Annotated in this window: 22 protein-coding genes; 6 read left to right on the top strand and 16 right to left on the bottom strand. The window is 64.8% G+C overall.

Going from position 1 to position 17,617, the window contains the following annotated elements:
- Positions 1-2: 2 nt before the first annotated feature.
- Genes BMY03_RS13260 through BMY03_RS13235 form a run of 6 tightly spaced genes read right to left on the bottom strand, consistent with a single transcriptional unit; the run spans position 3 to position 4,159 of the window.
- Positions 3-263: an EscF/YscF/HrpA family type III secretion system needle major subunit gene (locus BMY03_RS13260; protein WP_023630364.1), complete on the bottom strand. Its 261-nt coding sequence runs from the start codon at positions 261-263 to the stop codon at positions 3-5.
- Position 264: 1 nt separating this feature from the next.
- Positions 265-462 (bottom strand): EscE/YscE/SsaE family type III secretion system needle protein co-chaperone, encoded by a 198-nt coding sequence (locus BMY03_RS13255; protein ID WP_023630363.1) that lies wholly within the window; start codon positions 460-462, stop codon positions 265-267.
- The gene (locus BMY03_RS13250) at positions 452-1,366 is read right to left on the bottom strand and encodes an FHA domain-containing protein (RefSeq protein WP_160290572.1); all 915 of its coding nucleotides are present in this window, start codon (positions 1,364-1,366) and stop codon (positions 452-454) included. The genes BMY03_RS13255 and BMY03_RS13250 overlap by 11 nt, the downstream gene beginning before the upstream one ends.
- Before the next feature lies 1 nt (position 1,367).
- On the bottom strand, positions 1,368-2,933 hold the full coding sequence (gene sctC, locus BMY03_RS13245; RefSeq protein ID WP_094011317.1) for a type III secretion system outer membrane ring subunit SctC: 1,566 nt from the start codon (positions 2,931-2,933) through the stop codon (positions 1,368-1,370).
- Positions 2,921-3,343, bottom strand: a complete 423-nt coding sequence (locus BMY03_RS13240; RefSeq protein ID WP_023630360.1) for a CesT family type III secretion system chaperone — start codon at positions 3,341-3,343, stop codon at positions 2,921-2,923. The genes sctC and BMY03_RS13240 overlap by 13 nt, the downstream gene beginning before the upstream one ends.
- Before the next feature lie 39 nt (positions 3,344-3,382).
- Positions 3,383-4,159, bottom strand: coding sequence for a helix-turn-helix transcriptional regulator (locus tag BMY03_RS13235; protein WP_158659598.1), 777 nt, complete (start codon positions 4,157-4,159; stop codon positions 3,383-3,385).
- Between the two features lie 364 nt (positions 4,160-4,523).
- Between BMY03_RS13235 and BMY03_RS13230 the strand changes: the two genes are divergently transcribed.
- Positions 4,524-4,892: a CesT family type III secretion system chaperone gene (locus BMY03_RS13230; protein WP_023630358.1), complete on the top strand. Its 369-nt coding sequence runs from the start codon at positions 4,524-4,526 to the stop codon at positions 4,890-4,892.
- A 7-nt stretch (positions 4,893-4,899) separates the two neighbouring features.
- Here the strand turns inward: BMY03_RS13230 and BMY03_RS13225 are convergent, their stop codons facing one another.
- The 6 genes from BMY03_RS13225 to BMY03_RS13200 all read right to left on the bottom strand — a co-directional run bounded on the left by BMY03_RS13225 (position 4,900) and on the right by BMY03_RS13200 (position 10,382).
- Positions 4,900-5,484 carry a DinB family protein gene (locus BMY03_RS13225; RefSeq protein WP_094011315.1) on the bottom strand — a complete coding sequence of 195 codons (585 nt, stop codon included), beginning with the start codon at positions 5,482-5,484 and terminating at the stop codon, positions 4,900-4,902.
- Between the two features lie 11 nt (positions 5,485-5,495).
- Positions 5,496-6,596, bottom strand: coding sequence for a cell division protein ZapE (gene zapE / locus BMY03_RS13220; protein WP_094011445.1), 1,101 nt, complete (start codon positions 6,594-6,596; stop codon positions 5,496-5,498).
- Between the two features lie 95 nt (positions 6,597-6,691).
- On the bottom strand, positions 6,692-7,840 hold the full coding sequence (locus tag BMY03_RS13215; protein ID WP_094011314.1) for a PQQ-dependent sugar dehydrogenase: 1,149 nt from the start codon (positions 7,838-7,840) through the stop codon (positions 6,692-6,694).
- A gap of 21 nt (positions 7,841-7,861) precedes the next feature.
- Positions 7,862-8,182, bottom strand: coding sequence for a hypothetical protein (locus BMY03_RS13210; protein ID WP_094011313.1), 321 nt, complete (start codon positions 8,180-8,182; stop codon positions 7,862-7,864).
- Positions 8,183-8,313: 131 nt separating this feature from the next.
- Complete coding sequence (gene speB / locus BMY03_RS13205) at positions 8,314-9,279, bottom strand: agmatinase (RefSeq protein ID WP_094011312.1); 966 nt, start codon at positions 9,277-9,279, stop codon at positions 8,314-8,316.
- 23 nt (positions 9,280-9,302) lie between these two features.
- On the bottom strand, positions 9,303-10,382 hold the full coding sequence (locus BMY03_RS13200; RefSeq protein WP_094011311.1) for an extracellular solute-binding protein: 1,080 nt from the start codon (positions 10,380-10,382) through the stop codon (positions 9,303-9,305).
- Positions 10,383-10,484: 102 nt separating this feature from the next.
- On the opposite strand from BMY03_RS13200, the gene BMY03_RS13195 reads away from it, so the two are divergent.
- Both BMY03_RS13195 and BMY03_RS13190 read left to right on the top strand, forming a co-directional pair.
- Positions 10,485-11,381, top strand: coding sequence for a LysR family transcriptional regulator (locus BMY03_RS13195; protein ID WP_094011310.1), 897 nt, complete (start codon positions 10,485-10,487; stop codon positions 11,379-11,381).
- 86 nt (positions 11,382-11,467) lie between these two features.
- Positions 11,468-11,938 (top strand): LEA/WHy family protein, encoded by a 471-nt coding sequence (locus BMY03_RS13190; protein WP_023630895.1) that lies wholly within the window; start codon positions 11,468-11,470, stop codon positions 11,936-11,938.
- A gap of 25 nt (positions 11,939-11,963) precedes the next feature.
- Here the strand turns inward: BMY03_RS13190 and BMY03_RS13185 are convergent, their stop codons facing one another.
- Positions 11,964-12,905, bottom strand: coding sequence for a carbon-nitrogen hydrolase family protein (locus BMY03_RS13185; RefSeq protein ID WP_094011309.1), 942 nt, complete (start codon positions 12,903-12,905; stop codon positions 11,964-11,966).
- Between the two features lie 67 nt (positions 12,906-12,972).
- Entirely contained in the window at positions 12,973-13,236 is a 264-nt protein-coding gene (locus tag BMY03_RS13180; RefSeq protein WP_023630897.1) for a hypothetical protein, read from the bottom strand.
- A gap of 131 nt (positions 13,237-13,367) precedes the next feature.
- Here BMY03_RS13180 and BMY03_RS13175 point away from each other — a divergent pair, with 131 nt between their 5' ends.
- On the top strand, positions 13,368-13,688 hold the full coding sequence (locus BMY03_RS13175) for an ElaB/YgaM/YqjD family protein (RefSeq protein WP_094011308.1): 321 nt from the start codon (positions 13,368-13,370) through the stop codon (positions 13,686-13,688).
- Position 13,689: 1 nt separating this feature from the next.
- On the opposite strand, the gene BMY03_RS13170 is transcribed toward BMY03_RS13175, so the two are convergent.
- A complete protein-coding gene (locus tag BMY03_RS13170; RefSeq protein WP_094011307.1) occupies positions 13,690-14,307 on the bottom strand; it encodes a MiaE family protein in 618 nt (205 codons plus the stop codon).
- A gap of 157 nt (positions 14,308-14,464) precedes the next feature.
- Here BMY03_RS13170 and BMY03_RS13165 point away from each other — a divergent pair, with 157 nt between their 5' ends.
- Both BMY03_RS13165 and BMY03_RS13160 read left to right on the top strand, forming a co-directional pair.
- Complete coding sequence (locus tag BMY03_RS13165; RefSeq protein ID WP_094011306.1) at positions 14,465-15,328, top strand: universal stress protein; 864 nt, start codon at positions 14,465-14,467, stop codon at positions 15,326-15,328.
- A gap of 81 nt (positions 15,329-15,409) precedes the next feature.
- Entirely contained in the window at positions 15,410-16,276 is an 867-nt protein-coding gene (locus BMY03_RS13160; protein WP_094011305.1) for a LysR family transcriptional regulator, read from the top strand.
- On the opposite strand, the gene BMY03_RS13155 is transcribed toward BMY03_RS13160, so the two are convergent.
- Positions 16,250-17,407, bottom strand: coding sequence for an HPP family protein (locus BMY03_RS13155; protein ID WP_094011304.1), 1,158 nt, complete (start codon positions 17,405-17,407; stop codon positions 16,250-16,252). The two genes, BMY03_RS13160 and BMY03_RS13155, sit on opposite strands and share 27 nt — an antisense overlap.
- Positions 17,408-17,617: the final 210 nt, after the last annotated feature.

The following is a 17,617-nucleotide window of genomic DNA, read 5'->3' as shown; positions in this document are numbered from 1 at the left end:
GCTCAGAACTTCTGCAGGATGCTACTGATGGTGTTCTTGAAGGTCTGGCCCAAGGTCGCATCGACCTGGAACACGTTGGACCAGATGTTCGAGCGGTGGCGCATGTCGGCCAACAACGCGGGGTCGTCGCTTTTCTCGTTGAGCTTGCTGAGCGATTCGAGGACAGCCTTGTTGGCCTCTCGCGCCTGCCTGACCATGCCCTCGTGGACCATGTCCATTGTGTTGCTGGTGCCGTCGTGGAATCCGCTGCTGATGCCTGTCATTTCAATGTTCCTTCAGTTTTTCCAGGATATACAAGGCCGCTTCAAGGGCCGTTCGCTCATCGCGCAACGCCTGGAATGCCGTGGGCGGCAAGGGGCGTGACATTTGCTCGGCGCGGGCCTGCCGCGCATGCTCCAGCGCACCGTACATCCGGGCGCGCATGTGTGGGTCGCGTGCTTCCTGCAATAGCTCATCCATCATCGATAGGGCGCTCCTTGAGATTGATCGAGTAATCCTGCCCGCCCTTGCGCAATGTGATCGCCTGGCCATCGATCGCCAGGATGCGGATACCAGAAGGCAGCAGCGCGCCTACCGGATAACGACGGTTGTCATTCAGCGTCACGTAGGGCACGCGCCCCAGTGACACCGCGCGCAGCGGGAAATCGAGTTTCCCGGGCACAGGTGCCCTGCCCTCAGCGACCAGCTTCAACAGCGGATGCTCGCCGAATGCCTCGCGGAACTGGTGCTGCAACTTCAGGAAGTCCTGCTGCTGGCCGCCCTGCAGAGTCCCACGCAGCACCAAGGTGTCACCGCGGTCCTCCAGGCTCAGGGCATCTTCCAGGCGCCATTCGCGCAGGAGTTGCGCCAGGCGCGTCCGGGCCTGTGGAACGGGCAGGCTGTGTGAGACGACGCCGGGATCGCCTGTGTCCCCTTTGCGCTGGGCTTCAGCCTCTGGAATCAGCAGTCGCGAGAGCAGCGCCAGCAACAGCAGCAAACCGCCCCCCGGTACCATGAACCAGCCAGCCCGCAATCGGGGTCGGGGTCGGGGTCGAGAGAGCGTTTCGGGAAGCCGCTCGGCAAAAACCTCGCCCTCTATACAGAATGCCCAGCACAACGGGCCACAACGCTGAATGGCCAGTGCCTGCAACTCGACACCTGCCACCACCGTCGCCCCGTCCTGTGTAGGCGGCTCGATGGTTCCCCACTCCAACAGGCGTACTCCGCCAGGCTCTACCATGAGCACCAGGTGAACGGCGGCGATTCCCGCGTCCACCAGCACCAGATCGGCTTGCGCCGGATCGGCGCCGATGACTACCCGGCCGGGCGCCAGGGACACTTCGGCCCCCGCATTCAGGCCACTGTAGACCCGCAGCTGGTAACTCATTTCAAGAGCGCTCATCACCGGCAGGGACTGCGTCCGAACCATTACCGACACTTGCAAGCCCGGAATCGATCAGCTTCGGCTCGATCAGGAACAGTCGAACCGATCGGCGCGTGCTGCTGGACTGATAGCGAAACAACGCCCCCAGGAACGGAATGTCTCCCAATAGCGGGACCTTGCGCAGGCTTACACTCGTCTCGTCGCGGTGGATACCACCGATCATCAGGCTCTGCCCCAGGTCGACCCGGGCCAGCGTGTCGATGACCGTGCGACTGATCGTGGGTATGCCATCGGGGCCCGTGCTGTTGGACTTCTGGCTACCGTCCTCGATATGCAGGCTCAGGCTGATTTCCGGCCGGTCCGCACTGCGGATCAGGCGTGGAGTCATTTTCAACAGGGTGCCGTAGGTGATCGCCTTGAGCTCGGCGACGCGTTCGCCCAGCACCCGGACATAATAGGTTTCGCTGTGGTCCAGCACCGCCAGGGTGTTTTCCTGGGTCAGCAAGGTCGGCCGTGACACAACCTGGGCGCGGCCTTCTCCCTGCATGAGCATCACCTTGGCCAGCAGCCGGTTCACCCCCCGGCCGTCGACCAGGCTGCCGGCCAGCGTTCCCTGCGCCTGGCCTGCGCTGGTGCGGATGTCGATCAGCTGGTGTTTGCCAGTGCCAATGCCGACCTGCCACTCCACCCCGAGCTCAGCCAGATGCTCGGCGTTGATGTCCAGGATCGTCAGCCCAACCTCGATGCGTGCCGCCGGCCGGTCCAGCGCCGCTACCAGGCGCCGGTACATGGGCATGCGCTCTGGATGGTCACGCACGATGATGGCATTGAGCGACGCTTCGGCCTGGACAACGGCTTGACCGCTGCGTACAGGCGCCCCCTTCGCCACCGCCTGACCTTCGACCACCCGCACATCGGCGTTCGTCAACACTCGAGAGAGGAGCGTGGCCACACCGGGTACCGCAATCTTCTGGTCGCGGTAATCAATTTCACGGTCTTCAGCTACCGCGTGCCTGAGCGCGATCACCTCGACACTCAGGCTGCCACCGAGTGCGTCCTGCAATACCGCCTGTTGCTCCAGCGCCTTCACGGTCTGCTCGACACGGTCGAGGTAACGCGGTGGGCCCGAGGCATACACCAACCGCCCATCCGCCGCAGCGCGCCAGGCGAAGCGCGACGTCCAGCCGCCACCCTCCTGCAGGGCAGTGCGAACTTGTGGCTCGCGCACGTTTTCCAGGTGGACAAGGCGTGTCTGCATTTCGCTGGACTTGTCGACATGGAGCACTGCGCCGTCGTAGTACCAGACCAGGTTGAACAGCACGGCGACCTGTTCGAGAAACGCCTCCGGGTCCGGCTGCTCGAACGTGGCGCTGACCTGGTCCCTGACCTTGTCGCTGACCACGACCGCCCCCTGGTAGTTGGCGGCGAAATTGCCCAGCAGGTCACGCAGGCTCTCGCCCTGGGCAACGTAGTGGAACGGCTCCTGGGGCCAATCCAGTGGCTCAGCCTGGACCGCAACGCTGGCCAGCAACGCAGTCAAACCGGCGGCGAGCGATTTCAAGGCAGCCATATCCGAGCTCCTCCGTGGGTCACAGGTGCTTGATCCGCAGGTTGCCCGCACAGAAGATCGATAAGGTCGACCTGAGCACCCAGCACATGATCGACGATGTCGAGATCGCCCTGCGCCAGGTCTACCTGCGCTTCAAGCAGCGGCTCTCCCGCAGGTGTCAGCGCCAGTCGCTGCGGACAATGCTGAGCCCACACCGTCAGCATGCCCATCATGCGGCGCAAGGCTTGCGGGTCGAGGCTGGCGCCTTGGCCGGCCAGCGAGGACAGTGAACTGCGAATCAGCAGTCGCGTGCCTTGCGGCTCGAGCGACAGGGGATGCCCCTCGATGCACAGTTGGTAGTCACCGCGCTCACTGGCCAACCAGGGCGCCATGCCCAAGCGTCGGGCCATTTGCTGCAAAAGTGTGTTCATACACGCATCATCCGGGCAACGGAGGGAACAGAAGAGTTGTCAGCCACGGCGAGCATCGCTGGGGGTGCGGCCGAACCGCCGGCGGTAGCTCTGGCTGAAATACGACTGGCTGGAAAAGCCGCTTTCCATGGCGATGTCGACAATGCTCATGCGCGTGTTAAGCAGCAAATGGTGCGCATGGACGATCCTGCGCTCGGTGATCCAGGCTCGGGGCGGGCATTTGTAGAAGCTGGCGAACAAACACTTGAAGGCCGTCAGGCCCAGGCCGAAAGCCTCGGCATACTGGTCCAGTCGCCACTCGCGCAGGTAGTGTTGCTCCATGAAGGCATGCAGGCGATCGACATGGCGATTGCCCTGTTGCCGCAAAGCCGCCAGCAACGTCCGCCCCTGCGGACCGAAGACCAACAGCAACAGCAACTCCTCCAGGCGCAGCATCGCCAGCATTGAAGCTGCCCCTTCGCCACCAAGTGCCGCCAGTCTGGCCACGCATTCCTGCGCCATTGCGCAAGGCTGGAGCCGGAGGGTGTTCACGCACGCCTCCTCGTGACGTTCAAGCCGGGCGAGGTCAGTGCCATGCCTTTGCACAAAGGCTTGCACGAAGTTCACGTCCAGCGGCAGCCAAAGCACCTGACAGCCCTGCGCCTGGGTCGCAACCAGATAAGTGCCGCGTTTGACGAACAGCAGCTCACCAGCCCGTAGATGAATGATGTCGTCCTTTTCGCGCAGGGCCAACTCACCCGCCAGGATGGCGTAAAAACCTTCCTGCCCCAAGGACGTGAACCCCGCCCCGACAACATCCAACTGCCGCCCCTGCACACACCAGCCCTCAACTGGAGAAATCCCTCTCACACCAGGCCTTGCTTCCCGTAGACCTTTTGAACACCGAACGAATCGCAACGCCTACAGAACTGGAGCAGCCTCTGTGGACTTGACCGTATCGATGAAGACGAGGCGGTAGACTAAGGCGTGCCCGCTGAAATGAATGCAGGGATAGTTCGCAGGAGCAAGTGGCATTTCGCCACTTTCTGTAGGAAATAGATGGTCTGGCGAAGAATGAATGTGGCAGTCCCCACAACGCCTCTGCTGACAGCCAACAACTAAAAATTGGCGACAGCGACCGGTATCCACCAGGGCGTGCCCACACTACCGTGACGGCCCCCTTCATTATCGAGAACTCGCCATGTCAGGCACGAACTACGATTATGCATTGACCCAGCTGTATGCTGCCCTGAAGCTGGATCCACCCTTGACCTTCGACCCGGTGATCAGCCTGCAGGTGGGTTCTTTTGTGTGCAACGTCAGCGAGCACCCGGCGGATCACTTGCTGATGTTCATCGAACTGCCCGCAATCGACGACGTACGCTGGGGCGAGCAGAACCTGTTCTGTCAGGACACCTGCAAGCCTGTGATCGGTGTCGACCCACTCACCGGCATGCAAATACTGTGGAATCGCCAGGCCCTGGCGCAATTGGACCGTGCCATGGTGCATCACCAGCTGGAGCAGCTGGTGCAGGCCGCCCACGATCTGACAGGTGCCGAAACAGCCTGAGCGTCCCTTAGGGTTGCTCCCAGACCTGCGCCTCGCTCCAACCCAGCGCGGCAAAATCCCCGGAGCGCAGTGAGGCCTCTTCTTCGCAGAAGAATTCGTCCAACTGCGGTGGCCTGATCGCCGTGTCGCTGAGCATCGCGTGTACCTGGCCACGATGATGGATCTGATGCTCGAACAGGTGCGACAGCAGGCGCAAACGTTGCTCCAGTTGCACCCGGTCCGGTCGCACGATGCTCACGTAGCGCCGCAACTGGTCGTCGCGCAATTGCCGGCAATAGGCGATCAGCCGCTGGTCGGCCTGGGCCTGCTGGGCCTGCAGGTCGGTGCAGGTGGCGAAGGGCTGCTCGGGCTGGAAGAAGCGCTCGCCATCCGGGTCCGGCGTTTGGCCGCGCTGCTCGCACTCCAGCGCATCCAGGTAGAACCAGTCGACCGTCAACAGGTGGTTGAGGGTGGCCTTGATCGACGGGAAGAAACTGCAGCGGGGGGCGACGAACTCGTCCTGGGTCAGTTGCAGACAAGCCTTGTACAGGCGGTGGTTGGCCCAGCCATTGTTGTAGGCCTGGGTCAGCAGATGATGCGACAGCGGCTCCATGGTCGGCTCCTTCAGGCGAAGCGTTGCAGTTGCATCTCCCGTAGCCGGCTCAGGGTCCGTTGGTACGGGAACGCCAGATACCCTTGAGTGTAGAGCGCTTCCAGCGGCACCTCGGCCTCCAGGTACAACAACACCCGACGGTCGTAGCATTCGTCCACCAGGGCGATGAAGCGCCGCACGCTATCATCCTTCGGCGCCAGCGTCGGCAACTGGCGATCCCCGGCCTCGACGCGGGCGGCCCCGTCCTCGGTGCCGCGGGCAATGCGCCCGGCCTGCTGGACGCCACCCAGGGCCGGAATAGCGCTGATCAGGATCGCCGGAAAGCGGTCGCACAATGCCATGAAGTCCATGGCGGCCAGGGGCTGCTCGCACAAGTCGGCGAAGCGGCACCAGATGGCGTGCGTGCTGCGGCGCAGCACGCCGATACGCCGGGAGCCGAGCTGCAACGGCTGATCACTGCCTGGATCGTTCGGGCTCAGCTGCTGGAACACCGCCTCGAGCGCGCTCGGCCACCCTGGCTTGTCGACCCAATAGCGTTGCTGTTGCACGCCGGGACGCAGTCGGTGGTCCTGCTCCCCCGCCACCGCCAGCACGCGCATGTGCTGCTCGATGGCGGCGATGGCCGGCAGGAACCGCTCGCGGTTGAAGCCATCGCGGTACAGCTGGTCAGGCGGCTGGTTGGAGGTGGCGACGATCACCACACCGTGATCGAACAACACCTGGAACAGACGGCCAAGGATGATCGCATCGCCGATATCGCTGACGAACAGCTCGTCGAAACACAACACCCGTATCTCTTCGGCCAGCGCCCGGGCCAGGGCCGCGAGCGGGTCGGCGGTACCATTGAGCTGGAACAGGCGCTGGTGGACCCAGGCCATGAAGTGGTGGAAATGCTGGCGCCGTGCCGGAAGTTCCAAGCTGCGATGGAACAGGTCCATCAACCAGGTCTTGCCCCGGCCGACCGGGCCCCAGAGATACAGGCCTTGCGTCGGCTGGCCCTGAAGCAGGGAGTCGAAGCAGGCCTGCAAGGCCGCCACAGCGGCTGCCTGGGCGGCATCGGGAACGTAACCGCGCTCGGCCAGCGCCTTGTGATAAAGGGATTCGGGAGTCATGCCGCGCATGGTACGCCATCGCGGGGCAAGCCCGCTCCCACAACATTGCCCCAGGGCAACTGCAATAGCTTGCACCAGGGCTTACGCCGGGACGATCAGCCCTCTGTCAGCCCCACCTTCAACAAGGCGCCATCCTTGGCATCGGTCAGCACGTACAGATAGCCATCCGGCCCTACCCGCACGTCACGAATCCTGGCTTTCAGGTCAGCCAACAGCCGCTCTTCATGCACGACCTTGTCGCCATCGAGTTTCAGCCGGATCAACTCCTGTGTCGCCAGCGCGCCGATGAACAGGTTGTGGTCCCAGGCCTTGAACGTGGGGCTGTCGTAGAACGCCATGCCGCTGATGCCCGGCGACTTTTCCCATACATGATGGGGGTCGACCATGCCGTCGACGTGCTTGCCCTTGGCCTCGGGGATCGGCAGCAACGAGTAGTTGATGCCGTGGGTGGCGATCGGCCAGCCATAGTTCTTGCCCGCCTTGGGGATGTTGATCTCGTCGCCGCCACGCGGGCCGTGCTCGTGGGTCCAGAGCATGCCGGTCCAGGGGTTGAGCGCCGCGCCCTGCTGGTTGCGGTGGCCGAACGACCAGATCTCCGGGCGTACGTTGTCGCGGCCGACGAAGGGGTTGTCCTTGGGTACCTCGCCGTCGGGCAGGATGCGCACGATCTTGCCCTGCAGCTTGTCCAGGTCCTGCGACGTGGCACGCTGGTTGTTCTCGCCCAAGGCGATGAACAGGTAGCCGTCACGGTCGAACACCAGCCGCGAGCCGAAGTGATTGCCTTCGGACAACTTGGGCTGCTGGCGGAAGATCACCGTGAAGTTCTCCAGGCGCGACTGGTCCTGGGTCAGCTGGCCACGACCGACGGCGGTACCCGCCTTGCCATCGCTGCCCTCTTCGGCATAGGACAGATAAACGGTTCGGTCCTTGGCAAACTCAGGCGAGAGCACCACGTCAAGCAGCCCACCCTGCCCTTCGGCCCACACCTTGGGCACGCCGGACAGCGGCGGCCCTACCTTGCCCTCAGCATTGACTATACGCAGATTGCCTGGACGTTCGGTGACCAACATGTCCTTTCCGCCGGGCAGGAAGGCCAGCGCCCAGGGATTGCGCAGACCATCGGCGACAGTGCTGACGGTCAGCGGGCCCGCCTCGCTGGAGTACTGCTGCTCAGCGGCGGCCTGCGCCAACAAGGGGAACAGGCTGGCTGCTGCCAGGGTGGTCAACCAGATGCGTGGCGTCATGCTCGCTTCCTTCGCAAGGGCTCACGGCGCGCGTGGTGAATCGCGTGGTGGCCGGGTGGGTTCCAGGTTCGGGGTCTGCTGCTCGCGGCGCAGGTTTTCACCGTTGCCGATACCGCGGTTGTCGAGGGTGGGGGGGCGCGGATTGGGTTGCGTGGACGGGCCGCGCACGGGCGGCATTGCCGGCACGCTGCCCTGCCGGCTGTTGGGGTTGGCGCGCATGATCGGGCTGTTGTAGGGATTGTTGCTGTCGTTGGCGGCAAGCAGTGGCGGCGCCAAGGACGCAGCCTGCAGTGGCAACGCCAGCACCAGGCCGAGGCCCAGGATTGGCAGTGTGGGATTCATGCTTCACCTCCGCTACGAAAAGGCGCGCTCGAAGGTTGGATAGCCTAAGGCGCGCAGGGTTCGACGCAAAAGAATGAATTTGGGTCCTGATGTTTCAGTATGTGCCCCTTGGGCTACCTTCAGCCCTGGTGTCAACCGACTGTATCTACCTTGTGCCGCGCGGCATACAGGCACAGCATCTCCATCGCCAGGGTCGCGCCGGCCAGCGCGGTGATATCGGCATGGTCATAGGCCGGCGCCACTTCCACCAGGTCCATCCCCACCAGGTTGATCCCGCGCAACCCGCCGAGGATCTCCAGCGCCTGCACCGTGCTCAGGCCGCCGCATACCGGCGTGCCGGTGCCGGGGGCGAAGGCTGGGTCCAGGCAGTCGATATCGAAGGTCAGGTACACCGGCCGGTCGCCCACCCGCTGGCGGATGGCAGTGACGATCGCCTCGGTGCCCTGGCGATGCACCTGGCGGGCGTCGAGAATGGCGAAGCCCTGGCTGTCGTCGTTGGTGGTGCGCAGGCCGATCTGCACCGAGCGCGCCGGGTCCACCAGCCCTTCCCGCGCCGCGTGCCAGAACATCGTGCCATGGTCGATGCGCTGGCCCTCCTCGTCCGGCCAGGTGTCGCTGTGCGCATCGAAGTGCACCAGCGCCAGCGGGCCATGCCGACGGGCATGGGCCTTGAGCAGCGGATAGCTGATGAAATGGTCTCCGCCCAAGGTGAGCATGGCGCAGCCGGCCTCGAGAATGTGCTCGGCATGCGCCTCGATGCTCTGCGGCACCGACTGCGGCGTACCGCTATCGAAGGCACAATCGCCGTAGTCGATCACCGCCAGGTGGTCGAACGGATCGAACGCCCAGGGCCAGTGCCGGGCCCAGGCCTGTTGCACCGAGGCGGCACGGATCGCCCGCGGACCGAAGCGCGCGCCGGGACGATTGCTGGTGGCGGTGTCGAACGGCACGCCGCTTACCACCACGTCGACACCCCGCAGGTCGCGGCTGTAGCGGCGCCGTGAAAAGCTGGTGATGCCGGCATAGGTACTTTCGGCAGCGGTGCCATAGAGGCTGTCACGGGTGATGGCCTGGTCGTTGTTCTGGGCGAGGTCCACGGTGTGTCTCCTGTCGTTGTCGTTCACTGGCGGCTGCGGAAGGCGGTCCACAGGCGGTTGCGCTGGCGCAGGTCGGCCAGCGCCATGCTGCGGTCGGCGAACAGGCGCTGGCGCACCTCGGCCGACGGATAGATGTCCGGATCGTTGCGAATCGCCGCGTCCACCAGCGGGGTGGCGGCCTGGTTGGCGTTGGCGAAGAACAGCGTGTTGGTCAGTGCCGCCACCGAGTCGGGGCGCAGCATGAAAGCGATGAAAGCGCGGGCCGCCTCGGGATGCGGTGCGTCCTTGGGGATCACCAGGTTGTCCTGCCACACCAGCGTGCCCTCGCGGGGGATGCGGTAGATCAGCTCGAAGGGCTTGCCAGCGCGGCGCGCCTGGTCGGCGGCCATGGCGGCATCGCCGTTGTAGGTGAGCGCCAGGCACACGCTGCCGTTGGCCAGGTCGTTGATCTGGCGGCCATTGGCCACGTAGCTGATCGACGGTTGCAGTTGCTGCAACAGCGCCTGCGCCGCGTCCAGGTCAGCCTTGTCCTGGCTGTACGGGTCCTTGCCCAGGTAGTTGAGGGTCACGCCGATCACTTCCTGCGGTGAGTCGGGCATGGCGATGCCGCAGTCCTTCAGGCGGCTGGCGTACTCAGGCTTGAACAGCAGGTCGAGGCTGTCCAGGGGCACATCGCCCAGGCGCTGGCGTACGGCCTCGACGTTCACCCCCAGCCCCAGGGTGCCCCAGGTGTAAGGCACGGCATGGCGATTGCCGGGGTCGGCCTCGGCCAGCTTGGCCAGCAGGTCCGGGTCGAGGTTGGCATAACCGGGCATCGCCTGCGCCTCGAGCGGCTGCAGGGCGCCGGCCTTGAGGGCCCGGGCCAGCACCGTGGCCGACGGCACCACCACGTCGTAGCCGCTGCCACCGGTGAGCAGCTTGGTCTCCAGCACCTCGGTGGTATCGAAGGTGTCGTAGCGGACCTTGTAGCCGGTCTCCTTTTCGAAACGTTCCAGGGTCTGCGGGGCGACATAGTCGGCCCAGCTGTACAGGTTGACGACCTTCTCTTCGGCCTGCAGCGGCAGGGCGATCAGCAATGAAAGCAGGCACAACGTCGAACGCATGGCGGACACCTCGGCATAAGGGTGGATGCCGCCAGCATGCCTGCCGGGTTACATTGCAAAAATGGCAACTTTGCGAAGCTGACATTCACCAGGAGCAATGTGATGCTCGGACAATTGCACGACCCGGACCTGCACCTGCTGCGGCTGTTCGTCACTGTAGTCGAGGCCGGCGGCTTCAGCGCCGCCCAGGGTGTGCTCGGGCTCAGCCAGCCCAGCATCAGCCAACAGATGGCGAAACTGGAGACCCGCCTGGGTTATCGCCTGTGCAGCCGGGGCAAGGGCGGCTTCCGGCTGACCGAGAAAGGCGAGTTGCTGTTGCAGGCGACCCGCGGCCTGCTGCTGCAGATCGAGCAGTTCCGCCAACAGGCCAACGGTGTTGCCGGGCGCTTGCTGGGCAGCGTGCGCATAGGCCTGGCCGAGAACCAGGACCGTGACGTCAGCCTACGCCTGGCCCAAGCCATCGCGCGGTTTCGCCAGCGTGACGAGAGCGTGCGCCTGGAACTGACCAGCGCGCCACCGGCCGAACTCGAACGCTTGCTGCTGGAGCAGCGCCTGGACTGCGCCATCAGCTACTTCTCCGGCAACCAGGCGGCGTTCGACTACCTGCCGCTGTTCGAGGAGCGCCAGAGGCTTTACTGCGGCAAGGGACACGTGTTGTTCAGCCAGGCCCAGGTAACCCGCGAGCAGTTGCTCGAGTCCGATCAGGTAAGCCACCCCTATCGTTTTCTCAAACAGAGCGAGCCGTTCCAGAGCCGCCACAGCATGGCGGTGGCAGAGCAGATCGACAGCGCGCTGACATTCATCCTGTCAGGACGACACATCGGCTTTCTGCCGTGTCACTGCGCCGCGCCCTGGGAAGCCCAGGGCCTGTTGCGGGCGCTGGATACCGCGCTGGATTTCGTGGTGCCGTTCACCCTGGCCAGGCATCGCGGGCAAACACCCGGTGAGGCGCAGCAAGCGTTCATGGAAGACCTGCGCATGACATTCGGCTCGCGTTAGGCCCGCAACGTCGGCATGCCCGGCTTTCATCGCCGCCACGCATTTGCGACACTGCCGACTCGCCCGTGCCACAAGGCCAGATACCCATGTATGCCCGCATCTGCCTGATCCTGCTGCTGACCCTTGGCCTGAACGCCTGCGCCCTGTTCCAGGGGCGCGATCCGCTGAACATCAGCGTGATCGGCATCGATCCTTTGCCAGGCCAGGATCTGGAACTGCGCATGGCGGTGAAGATCCGCGTGCAGAACCCGAACGAAACCCCGGTGGATTTCAACGGCATCGCCCTCAACCTGGAAGTCAACGACCAGCCCCTGGCGGCCGGGGTGAGCGACCAGCGCGGGCATATCGGCCGCTACGACGAAGCAGTGCTGGTGGTGCCGGTGAGCGTCACCGCCTTCGCCTTCCTGCGCCAGGCCTACGGCCTGAGCCAGGTGGACTCGCTGCAGGGCCTGCCCTATGTGTTGCGCGGCAAGCTGGCAGGAGGGCCACTCGGTACCGTGCGTTTTACCGACAAAGGCAAGCTCGACCTGCCAACGGCCGCAGGCCCCGCCTGGTAATCAGCTTTACCGGCAGGTTGGCAGATCACTCGCCTGCGCTGGATGAACCGACGAAACGGACTCCTGGCCGCGGACGCTCGTCCACGCTGAGTTCGAACACATCCGGCCGCGCATAATGGCCAACCACGTCGAAGTCGTAGCGCGCACGCACCAGTTCATCGGTATCGACTTCGGCGCAAAGCAGGCCGCGCTCGCCCACCAGCGGCCCGGCCAGCACCTCGCCGAGTGGGCCGACGATCACGCTGCCGCCGTTGATCAATGGTCGTTCGGCCGGCCAGTTGGCCACCTCCAGGCCCAGTGCGGCGGGCGAGTCCTGCACCTGGCAGGCGCTGATGATAAAGCAGCGCCCCTCGGCGGCGATATGGCGCATGCTCACCTGCCACAGCTCGCGCTCGTCCACCGTCGGCGCGCACCACAACTGCACCCCCTTGGCGTACATCGCGGTGCGCAGCAGCGGCATGTAGTTCTCCCAGCACACCGCCGCACCGATGCGCCCGGCACGGCTTTCGATTACCGGCAGTGTGGAGCCGTCGCCCTTGCCCCAGATCAGCCGCTCGGTGCCGGTGGGCATGAGCTTGCGGTGCCTGGCCACCAGGCCGGAGTGCGGTTCGAAGAACAGCACCGTGCAATACAAGGTATTGCCGCTGCGCTCGATCACGCCGATCACCAGGCTCGCTCCGGTACGCGCCGACAAGCCGGCCAAGGTATCGGTCTCGGGCCCTGGCACATCGATGGCATTGGCGAAATAGCGGGCGAAGGCTTCACGTCCCTCAGGCAGGCGATAGCCGAGCTGGGTGCCGAACCCTTCGCCTTTCGGATAGCCACCGAGCAAGGCCTCGGGCATCACCACCAGGCTGGCACCGGCGTCGCGGATGGCCTGCTCGTAGTCGAGGATCTGCGCCAGGGTGGCGGCCTTGCCACCAGGCAGCGAACCGATCTGCAGGGCGGCGACGATGGACTTGGGCATCGAGGGAACTCCAGTCAGGAAGGTCTGTTGGATTCTCCAGCGCAGGCGTTCGGGGTGTTCGCCTGGCTCAGCGGTTGGCGCTGGCGGCGGCCATCATCTTGTTCACTTCGCTGCGCACCAGCTGGTTGAACTCTGGCGGCGACATGCCGTCGAGTTCGGCACGCACCCACTCCGCCCACTTGCCCTTGCGCCGTGGCTTCTCAGCAATCAGGCGCGCCGCCTCGCCCTTGGCCTTGCCAAGGTTGTTCTGCCAGTAGTCGAACAAGCGGGCCTTTTCTGCCTCGATCTGCGCCCGTTCCTGGAAGCTCATGTTGGCCAGATTGAAACTCATCGGGTATTACCTGCCGCTGGAAAATGGGCGCTATCTTACACTGCGACGACGCGCCACCGGTACGCCGCTGCAACTTTCCCGGCAGCGTGGCATCCATTGTTCAACGCCCAACCCTTCACGAGGATGTGTACATGGCCAGGAAAACCGCTGCGCAAGGCAACAACGACCAGATCAAGGATCAGGTGTTCAGCGAACTGCAGGCATTGATCGAGGAATCCGAGAAGCTGCTCAGCGACAGCGCGTCGCTGGTCGGCGAGGAAGCCGAAGGCATGCGCGCGCAGTTGGGGCTTAAGTTGCGCCAGGCGCGCGATGCCACCAGCCGCCTGGGCCAGAAGGCGCAGCCGGTGGTCGAGGCTACCCAGGAGTACATCGGTGGCCACCCTTGGCAGACCGTGGCGGTCTCTGCAGGCTTCGGCCTGGTGGTCGGGCTGCTGCTCGGTCGCCGGCAATAGCTCAGGCGGCCTGAGCCTGGGGAATGCCGCTGTGGAAGCGTAGTTCCTGGTCGGGCGAGGTGATCAGCCCGACCTCCGCTTCGCGCACGTGCTCCACGACCCGGGCAATGTCCGCTTCATCGCCGTACTGGTGGGCCAGTTTCAAATAGCCTTGATAGTGCCGCGCCTCGCTCTTGAGCAGGCCGTGGTAGAAGGTGCCCAGTTCCTCGTCCAGGTGCGGCACCAGGGCGGCGAAACGCTCGCAGCTGCGCGCCTCGATAAAGGCCCCCACCACCAGGGTATCCACCAGTTTCACCGGCTCATGCGCCCGCACCAGCCGCCGCAGGCCCGAGGCATAGCGCCCGGCCGACACCGGCCGTAGCGGCACGCCGCGACGCTTCATCAGGCGCAGCACCTGCTCGTGGTGCACCAGCTCCTCGCGGGCCAGGCGCGACATCATGTTGATCAGGTCGAGGTGGGTGTTGTACTTGGCGATCAGGCTCAGCGCCGTGCTGGCGGCCTTGAACTCGCAATTCTTGTGATCGATCAGCAGGGTTTCCTGGTCGGCCAGTGCCGCCTCGATCCAGGCGTCAGGGGTGCGGCAACCCAGGAAGGCATCGATTTCAGGAATCAGGGACATGGTACTCACAATCGCAGCGGACATCGGCGGGACCGGCGATTATACCGGCGGCGCTGACGAGCGCCAGTGACTATGCTTGACTCAAGTCAACCGGTGGGAGCCGCCGCGCCGTCTATAGTCAGGCATTGGTCGCCATCCGCGAAAGGAGTTCACGCCCATGCAAGCCGTGCGCAGCATCCTCGTCGTCCTCGACCCCGAGCACGCCCATAGCCGGGCCCTGACCCGGGCCAAACTGATTGCCGGGGTGACCGGTGCGCGCCTGCACCTGCTGATGTGCGACAAGAAGCAGGACCACAGCGCGCTGTTGAGCCTGCTGAGCAGCCAGTTGCATGACGATGGCTACGACAATGTCACCCATGAACAGAAGTGGAAGGACAGCCTGCACCAGTCGATCATCCATGTGCAGCAAGCGGAAGGCTGTGAACTGGTGATCAAGGAGCACCGCCCGGACAATCCCTTGCGCAAGGCACTGCTGACCCCCAGTGACTGGAAGCTGCTGCGCGAGTGCCCCTGCGCGGTGCTGATGGTCAAGAGCGAATGCCCCTGGACCGGCGGCGTGATCCTGGCGGCGGTGGATGTGGGCAACCAGGACGAGGCCCATCGCCTGTTGCATGCCAGCATCATCGACCACGGCTACGACATCGCCAGCCTGGCCAAAGGCCAACTGCACGTGATCAGCGCCCATCCCTCGCCGATGCTGTCGGCTTCCGACCCGGTCTACCAGCTCACGGAGACCATCGAGAAACGCTATCGCGAGGCGTGCACGGCGTTCCAGGCGGAATTCGATATCACCGATGACAGGCTGCATATCGCCGAAGGGCCGGCCGACGTACTGATTCCCTATACCGAGAAAAAACTCGACGCGGTGGTGACCATCGTCGGTACCGTGGCCCGCACCGGTATCTCCGGGGCGTTGATCGGCAACACGGCGGAAGTGGTCCTGGATGCGCTGGAAGGTGATGTGCTGGTGCTCAAGAGCGAAGAGGCCACGGCACATCTGGCTGAGCTGGCGCGTGGCTGAACTGGCACGTGGCTGAACCAGCGCCCCAAACAGGTGCAATGGCTCTAGAATAGGCGCCTCTCCAGCCACAGAAGCAGCACCATGGACATCGATCAGGCCCGCACCTTCCTGGAAATCGTCCGCTGCGGCAGCCTGGTCGCCGCCGCCGAACGCCTGTTCGTCTCACAGACGGCGATTAGTGCCCGCGTGCAGCGCCTGGAGCAGCAACTGGGCTGCCAGCTGTTCGTGCGCAGCCGCAACGGCGCCAGCCTGACCACCGATGGCGAGGCGTTCGTCAGCTATGCCAACCAGCTGGTGCAGACCTGGGAAGCGGCGCGCCGTGACCTGCCGCTGCCCCAGGGCTGCCAGCAGGTGCTGCATGTGGGCGCCGAGGTGAGCCTGGGCAACCCGATGCTGCTCGATTGGGTCAGCGCCCTGCACCAGGAACTGCCCAGCCACGCCATCCGCAGCGAGGTCAGCGATGGCGAAGCGCTGCTGCGCAAGGTGGAGATGGGCTTGCTCGACGCCGCGCTGGTCTACCAGCCGACCTATGGCCCCGGCCTGCAGGTCGAACAGTTGATGGAAGAGAAGCTGATCCGCGTGCGCCGGGTCGATGCGCCCGATCCGTACATCTACATAGACTGGGGCGAAGCGTTCCGCCGCCAGCATGACGCCGCCCTGCCCGACCTGTCGCGCCCGGCCCTGAGCTTCAATCTCGGGCCCCTGGCCCTGCAGTTCATTCTCGAACACGGCGGCAGCGGCTATTTCCGCACCCGGGTGGTCCAGGCCTACCTGCAAAGCGCGGTGTTCGAGCGCGTGCCCCAGGCGCCGGAGTTCACCTACCCGACCTTCCTGGTGCATGCCCGCGAACGCGACAGCGAGGCATTGCAGCAGGCCTTCAGCGTCTTGCGCCGACTGTTGGCCGCTGGCGAAAGCGACTGGTCACAGCGCTGGGACCCGGTGATCTGAGCCCTGCGCCGCGGCAGTGAGCAGGTGCCGCTTGAGGCCGGCGATCAGGTCGGTCTGGGTGATCACCCCCACCAGCTTTTCGTCGTCGAGCACCGGCAGGCAGTGCAGCCCCTGTTCACTGAGCAACGGCAACAGGCGCTCCAGCGGATGCTGGCTGCCGACACTGACCACCCGCCGGCTCATCACCTGCTCCAGGCGCACCACCTTGCGCCGGAACAGGCCGCGCCAGCTGAAACGCCCACGTGTCATGGCCGGGCCGACCAGGTCGCTGAGGCTGACGATCCCCACCAGGCGTCCCTCTTCCAGTACCGGCAGGGTCTTGAGGTGATGGCCAGACAACAGCTTCCAGGCCTGATCGAGGGTGGTGCGCGGCGTTGCCCATTGCACGTCGCGGGACATCACCGAGCTGGCGGTGATGCCGCCCAGGCTGCGGTGCAGGGCGTGCTGCTCGGTGGCCAGGATGATCCGCTCCAGCTCGTCACGGGTGACATCGACGAACTCGCCGATCTCCTCCAGGGCCTGGTCCAGGTCCCCCGCGCTGATGCCGACCCGCTCGCCCGGCAGCGGGTCGTGGGTGTGGTGCAGGTCGCGTCGCGGGATCGCGCCCTTGGGATAGCGCACGCCGGTCAGACGGTTGTAGAGCACGGCCACGCCGACCAGGATCAGCGCATTGAGCAATACCGGCTCGAGCAGGTGGTCACCCATGGCCACCAGCCCCGGATCGGCCAGCACCGCGCTGGCCGCCACGCCGCCACCGGGCGGGTGCAGGCAGCGCAGCAGGCACATTGCCAGGATGGCGATGCCCAACGCCGCCGCCGCGACCCACAACCCATCGCCGAAGGCGTGGCGCATGGCCAGGCCTACGACAGCCGCCAGCGCGTAGCTGCCCAGCACGGGCCAGGGTTGGGCCAACGGACCGGAGTGCACGGCGAACACCAGCACCGCCGAGGCTGCGAGCGGGCCCAGCAGATGCAGGGCGATCGATGGCCCATAGGCCAGGCTGCAAAGATAGCCGGCGAGAAACAGGCCGAGCAGCGCGCCAAGGCCTGCACGCAACCATTCTCGGGGAGGGATGTTCAGCGGCGCCGGGAGCAGGCGCTGCAAGCGGGATTCGGGACGCGAGGCAGACATCGAGGTGACTTGATCGTGTTCTTCTGATGGTAAAAAGAAAGCCCAGCGCGACCGGCCTGGGCCCTGTGTTGCGCAATGCAGTGGCGCAAGGGGGCTCCGTCCTTGGAGAGATGGAAACCGCAAGGTTTCGTGGCCGGCATTGTGCCGGGCGCAGGTGGCGCTGGGCCAATTCAAAAAACTGCGGCTGTACTGCAATTTTTTTGCACGGTT

Origin of the sequence: Pseudomonas soli, from assembly GCF_900110655.1 — a bacterium.
GTDB classification, from domain to species: domain Bacteria; phylum Pseudomonadota; class Gammaproteobacteria; order Pseudomonadales; family Pseudomonadaceae; genus Aquipseudomonas; species Aquipseudomonas soli.
Note: the sequence above shows the minus strand (reverse complement) of the source record. Positions and strands in the feature narration are given on the sequence as shown.

Coding starts and splice junctions, on each gene's coding strand:
- BMY03_RS13210 (WP_094011313.1), bottom strand. CDS start 8,182: ATGAATCCCACACTGCCAATCCTGGGCCTCGGCCTGGTGCTGGCGTTG.
- sctC (WP_094011317.1), bottom strand. CDS start 2,933: ATGGCTGCCTTGAAATCGCTCGCCGCCGGTTTGACTGCGTTGCTGGCC.
- BMY03_RS13180 (WP_023630897.1), bottom strand. CDS start 13,236: ATGAGTTTCAATCTGGCCAACATGAGCTTCCAGGAACGGGCGCAGATC.
- BMY03_RS13165 (WP_094011306.1), top strand. CDS start 14,465: ATGCAAGCCGTGCGCAGCATCCTCGTCGTCCTCGACCCCGAGCACGCC.
- BMY03_RS13215 (WP_094011314.1), bottom strand. CDS start 7,840: ATGACGCCACGCATCTGGTTGACCACCCTGGCAGCAGCCAGCCTGTTC.
- BMY03_RS13160 (WP_094011305.1), top strand. CDS start 15,410: ATGGACATCGATCAGGCCCGCACCTTCCTGGAAATCGTCCGCTGCGGC.
- BMY03_RS13230 (WP_023630358.1), top strand. CDS start 4,524: ATGTCAGGCACGAACTACGATTATGCATTGACCCAGCTGTATGCTGCC.
- BMY03_RS13200 (WP_094011311.1), bottom strand. CDS start 10,382: ATGCGTTCGACGTTGTGCCTGCTTTCATTGCTGATCGCCCTGCCGCTG.
- BMY03_RS13155 (WP_094011304.1), bottom strand. CDS start 17,407: ATGTCTGCCTCGCGTCCCGAATCCCGCTTGCAGCGCCTGCTCCCGGCG.
- BMY03_RS13240 (WP_023630360.1), bottom strand. CDS start 3,343: ATGAACACACTTTTGCAGCAAATGGCCCGACGCTTGGGCATGGCGCCC.
- BMY03_RS13260 (WP_023630364.1), bottom strand. CDS start 263: ATGACAGGCATCAGCAGCGGATTCCACGACGGCACCAGCAACACAATG.
- BMY03_RS13225 (WP_094011315.1), bottom strand. CDS start 5,484: ATGGAGCCGCTGTCGCATCATCTGCTGACCCAGGCCTACAACAATGGC.
- BMY03_RS13250 (WP_160290572.1), bottom strand. CDS start 1,366: ATGAGTTACCAGCTGCGGGTCTACAGTGGCCTGAATGCGGGGGCCGAA.
- BMY03_RS13255 (WP_023630363.1), bottom strand. CDS start 462: ATGATGGATGAGCTATTGCAGGAAGCACGCGACCCACACATGCGCGCC.
- BMY03_RS13195 (WP_094011310.1), top strand. CDS start 10,485: ATGCTCGGACAATTGCACGACCCGGACCTGCACCTGCTGCGGCTGTTC.
- BMY03_RS13190 (WP_023630895.1), top strand. CDS start 11,468: ATGTATGCCCGCATCTGCCTGATCCTGCTGCTGACCCTTGGCCTGAAC.
- BMY03_RS13185 (WP_094011309.1), bottom strand. CDS start 12,905: ATGCCCAAGTCCATCGTCGCCGCCCTGCAGATCGGTTCGCTGCCTGGT.
- BMY03_RS13175 (WP_094011308.1), top strand. CDS start 13,368: ATGGCCAGGAAAACCGCTGCGCAAGGCAACAACGACCAGATCAAGGAT.
- zapE (WP_094011445.1), bottom strand. CDS start 6,596: ATGACTCCCGAATCCCTTTATCACAAGGCGCTGGCCGAGCGCGGTTAC.
- BMY03_RS13170 (WP_094011307.1), bottom strand. CDS start 14,307: ATGTCCCTGATTCCTGAAATCGATGCCTTCCTGGGTTGCCGCACCCCT.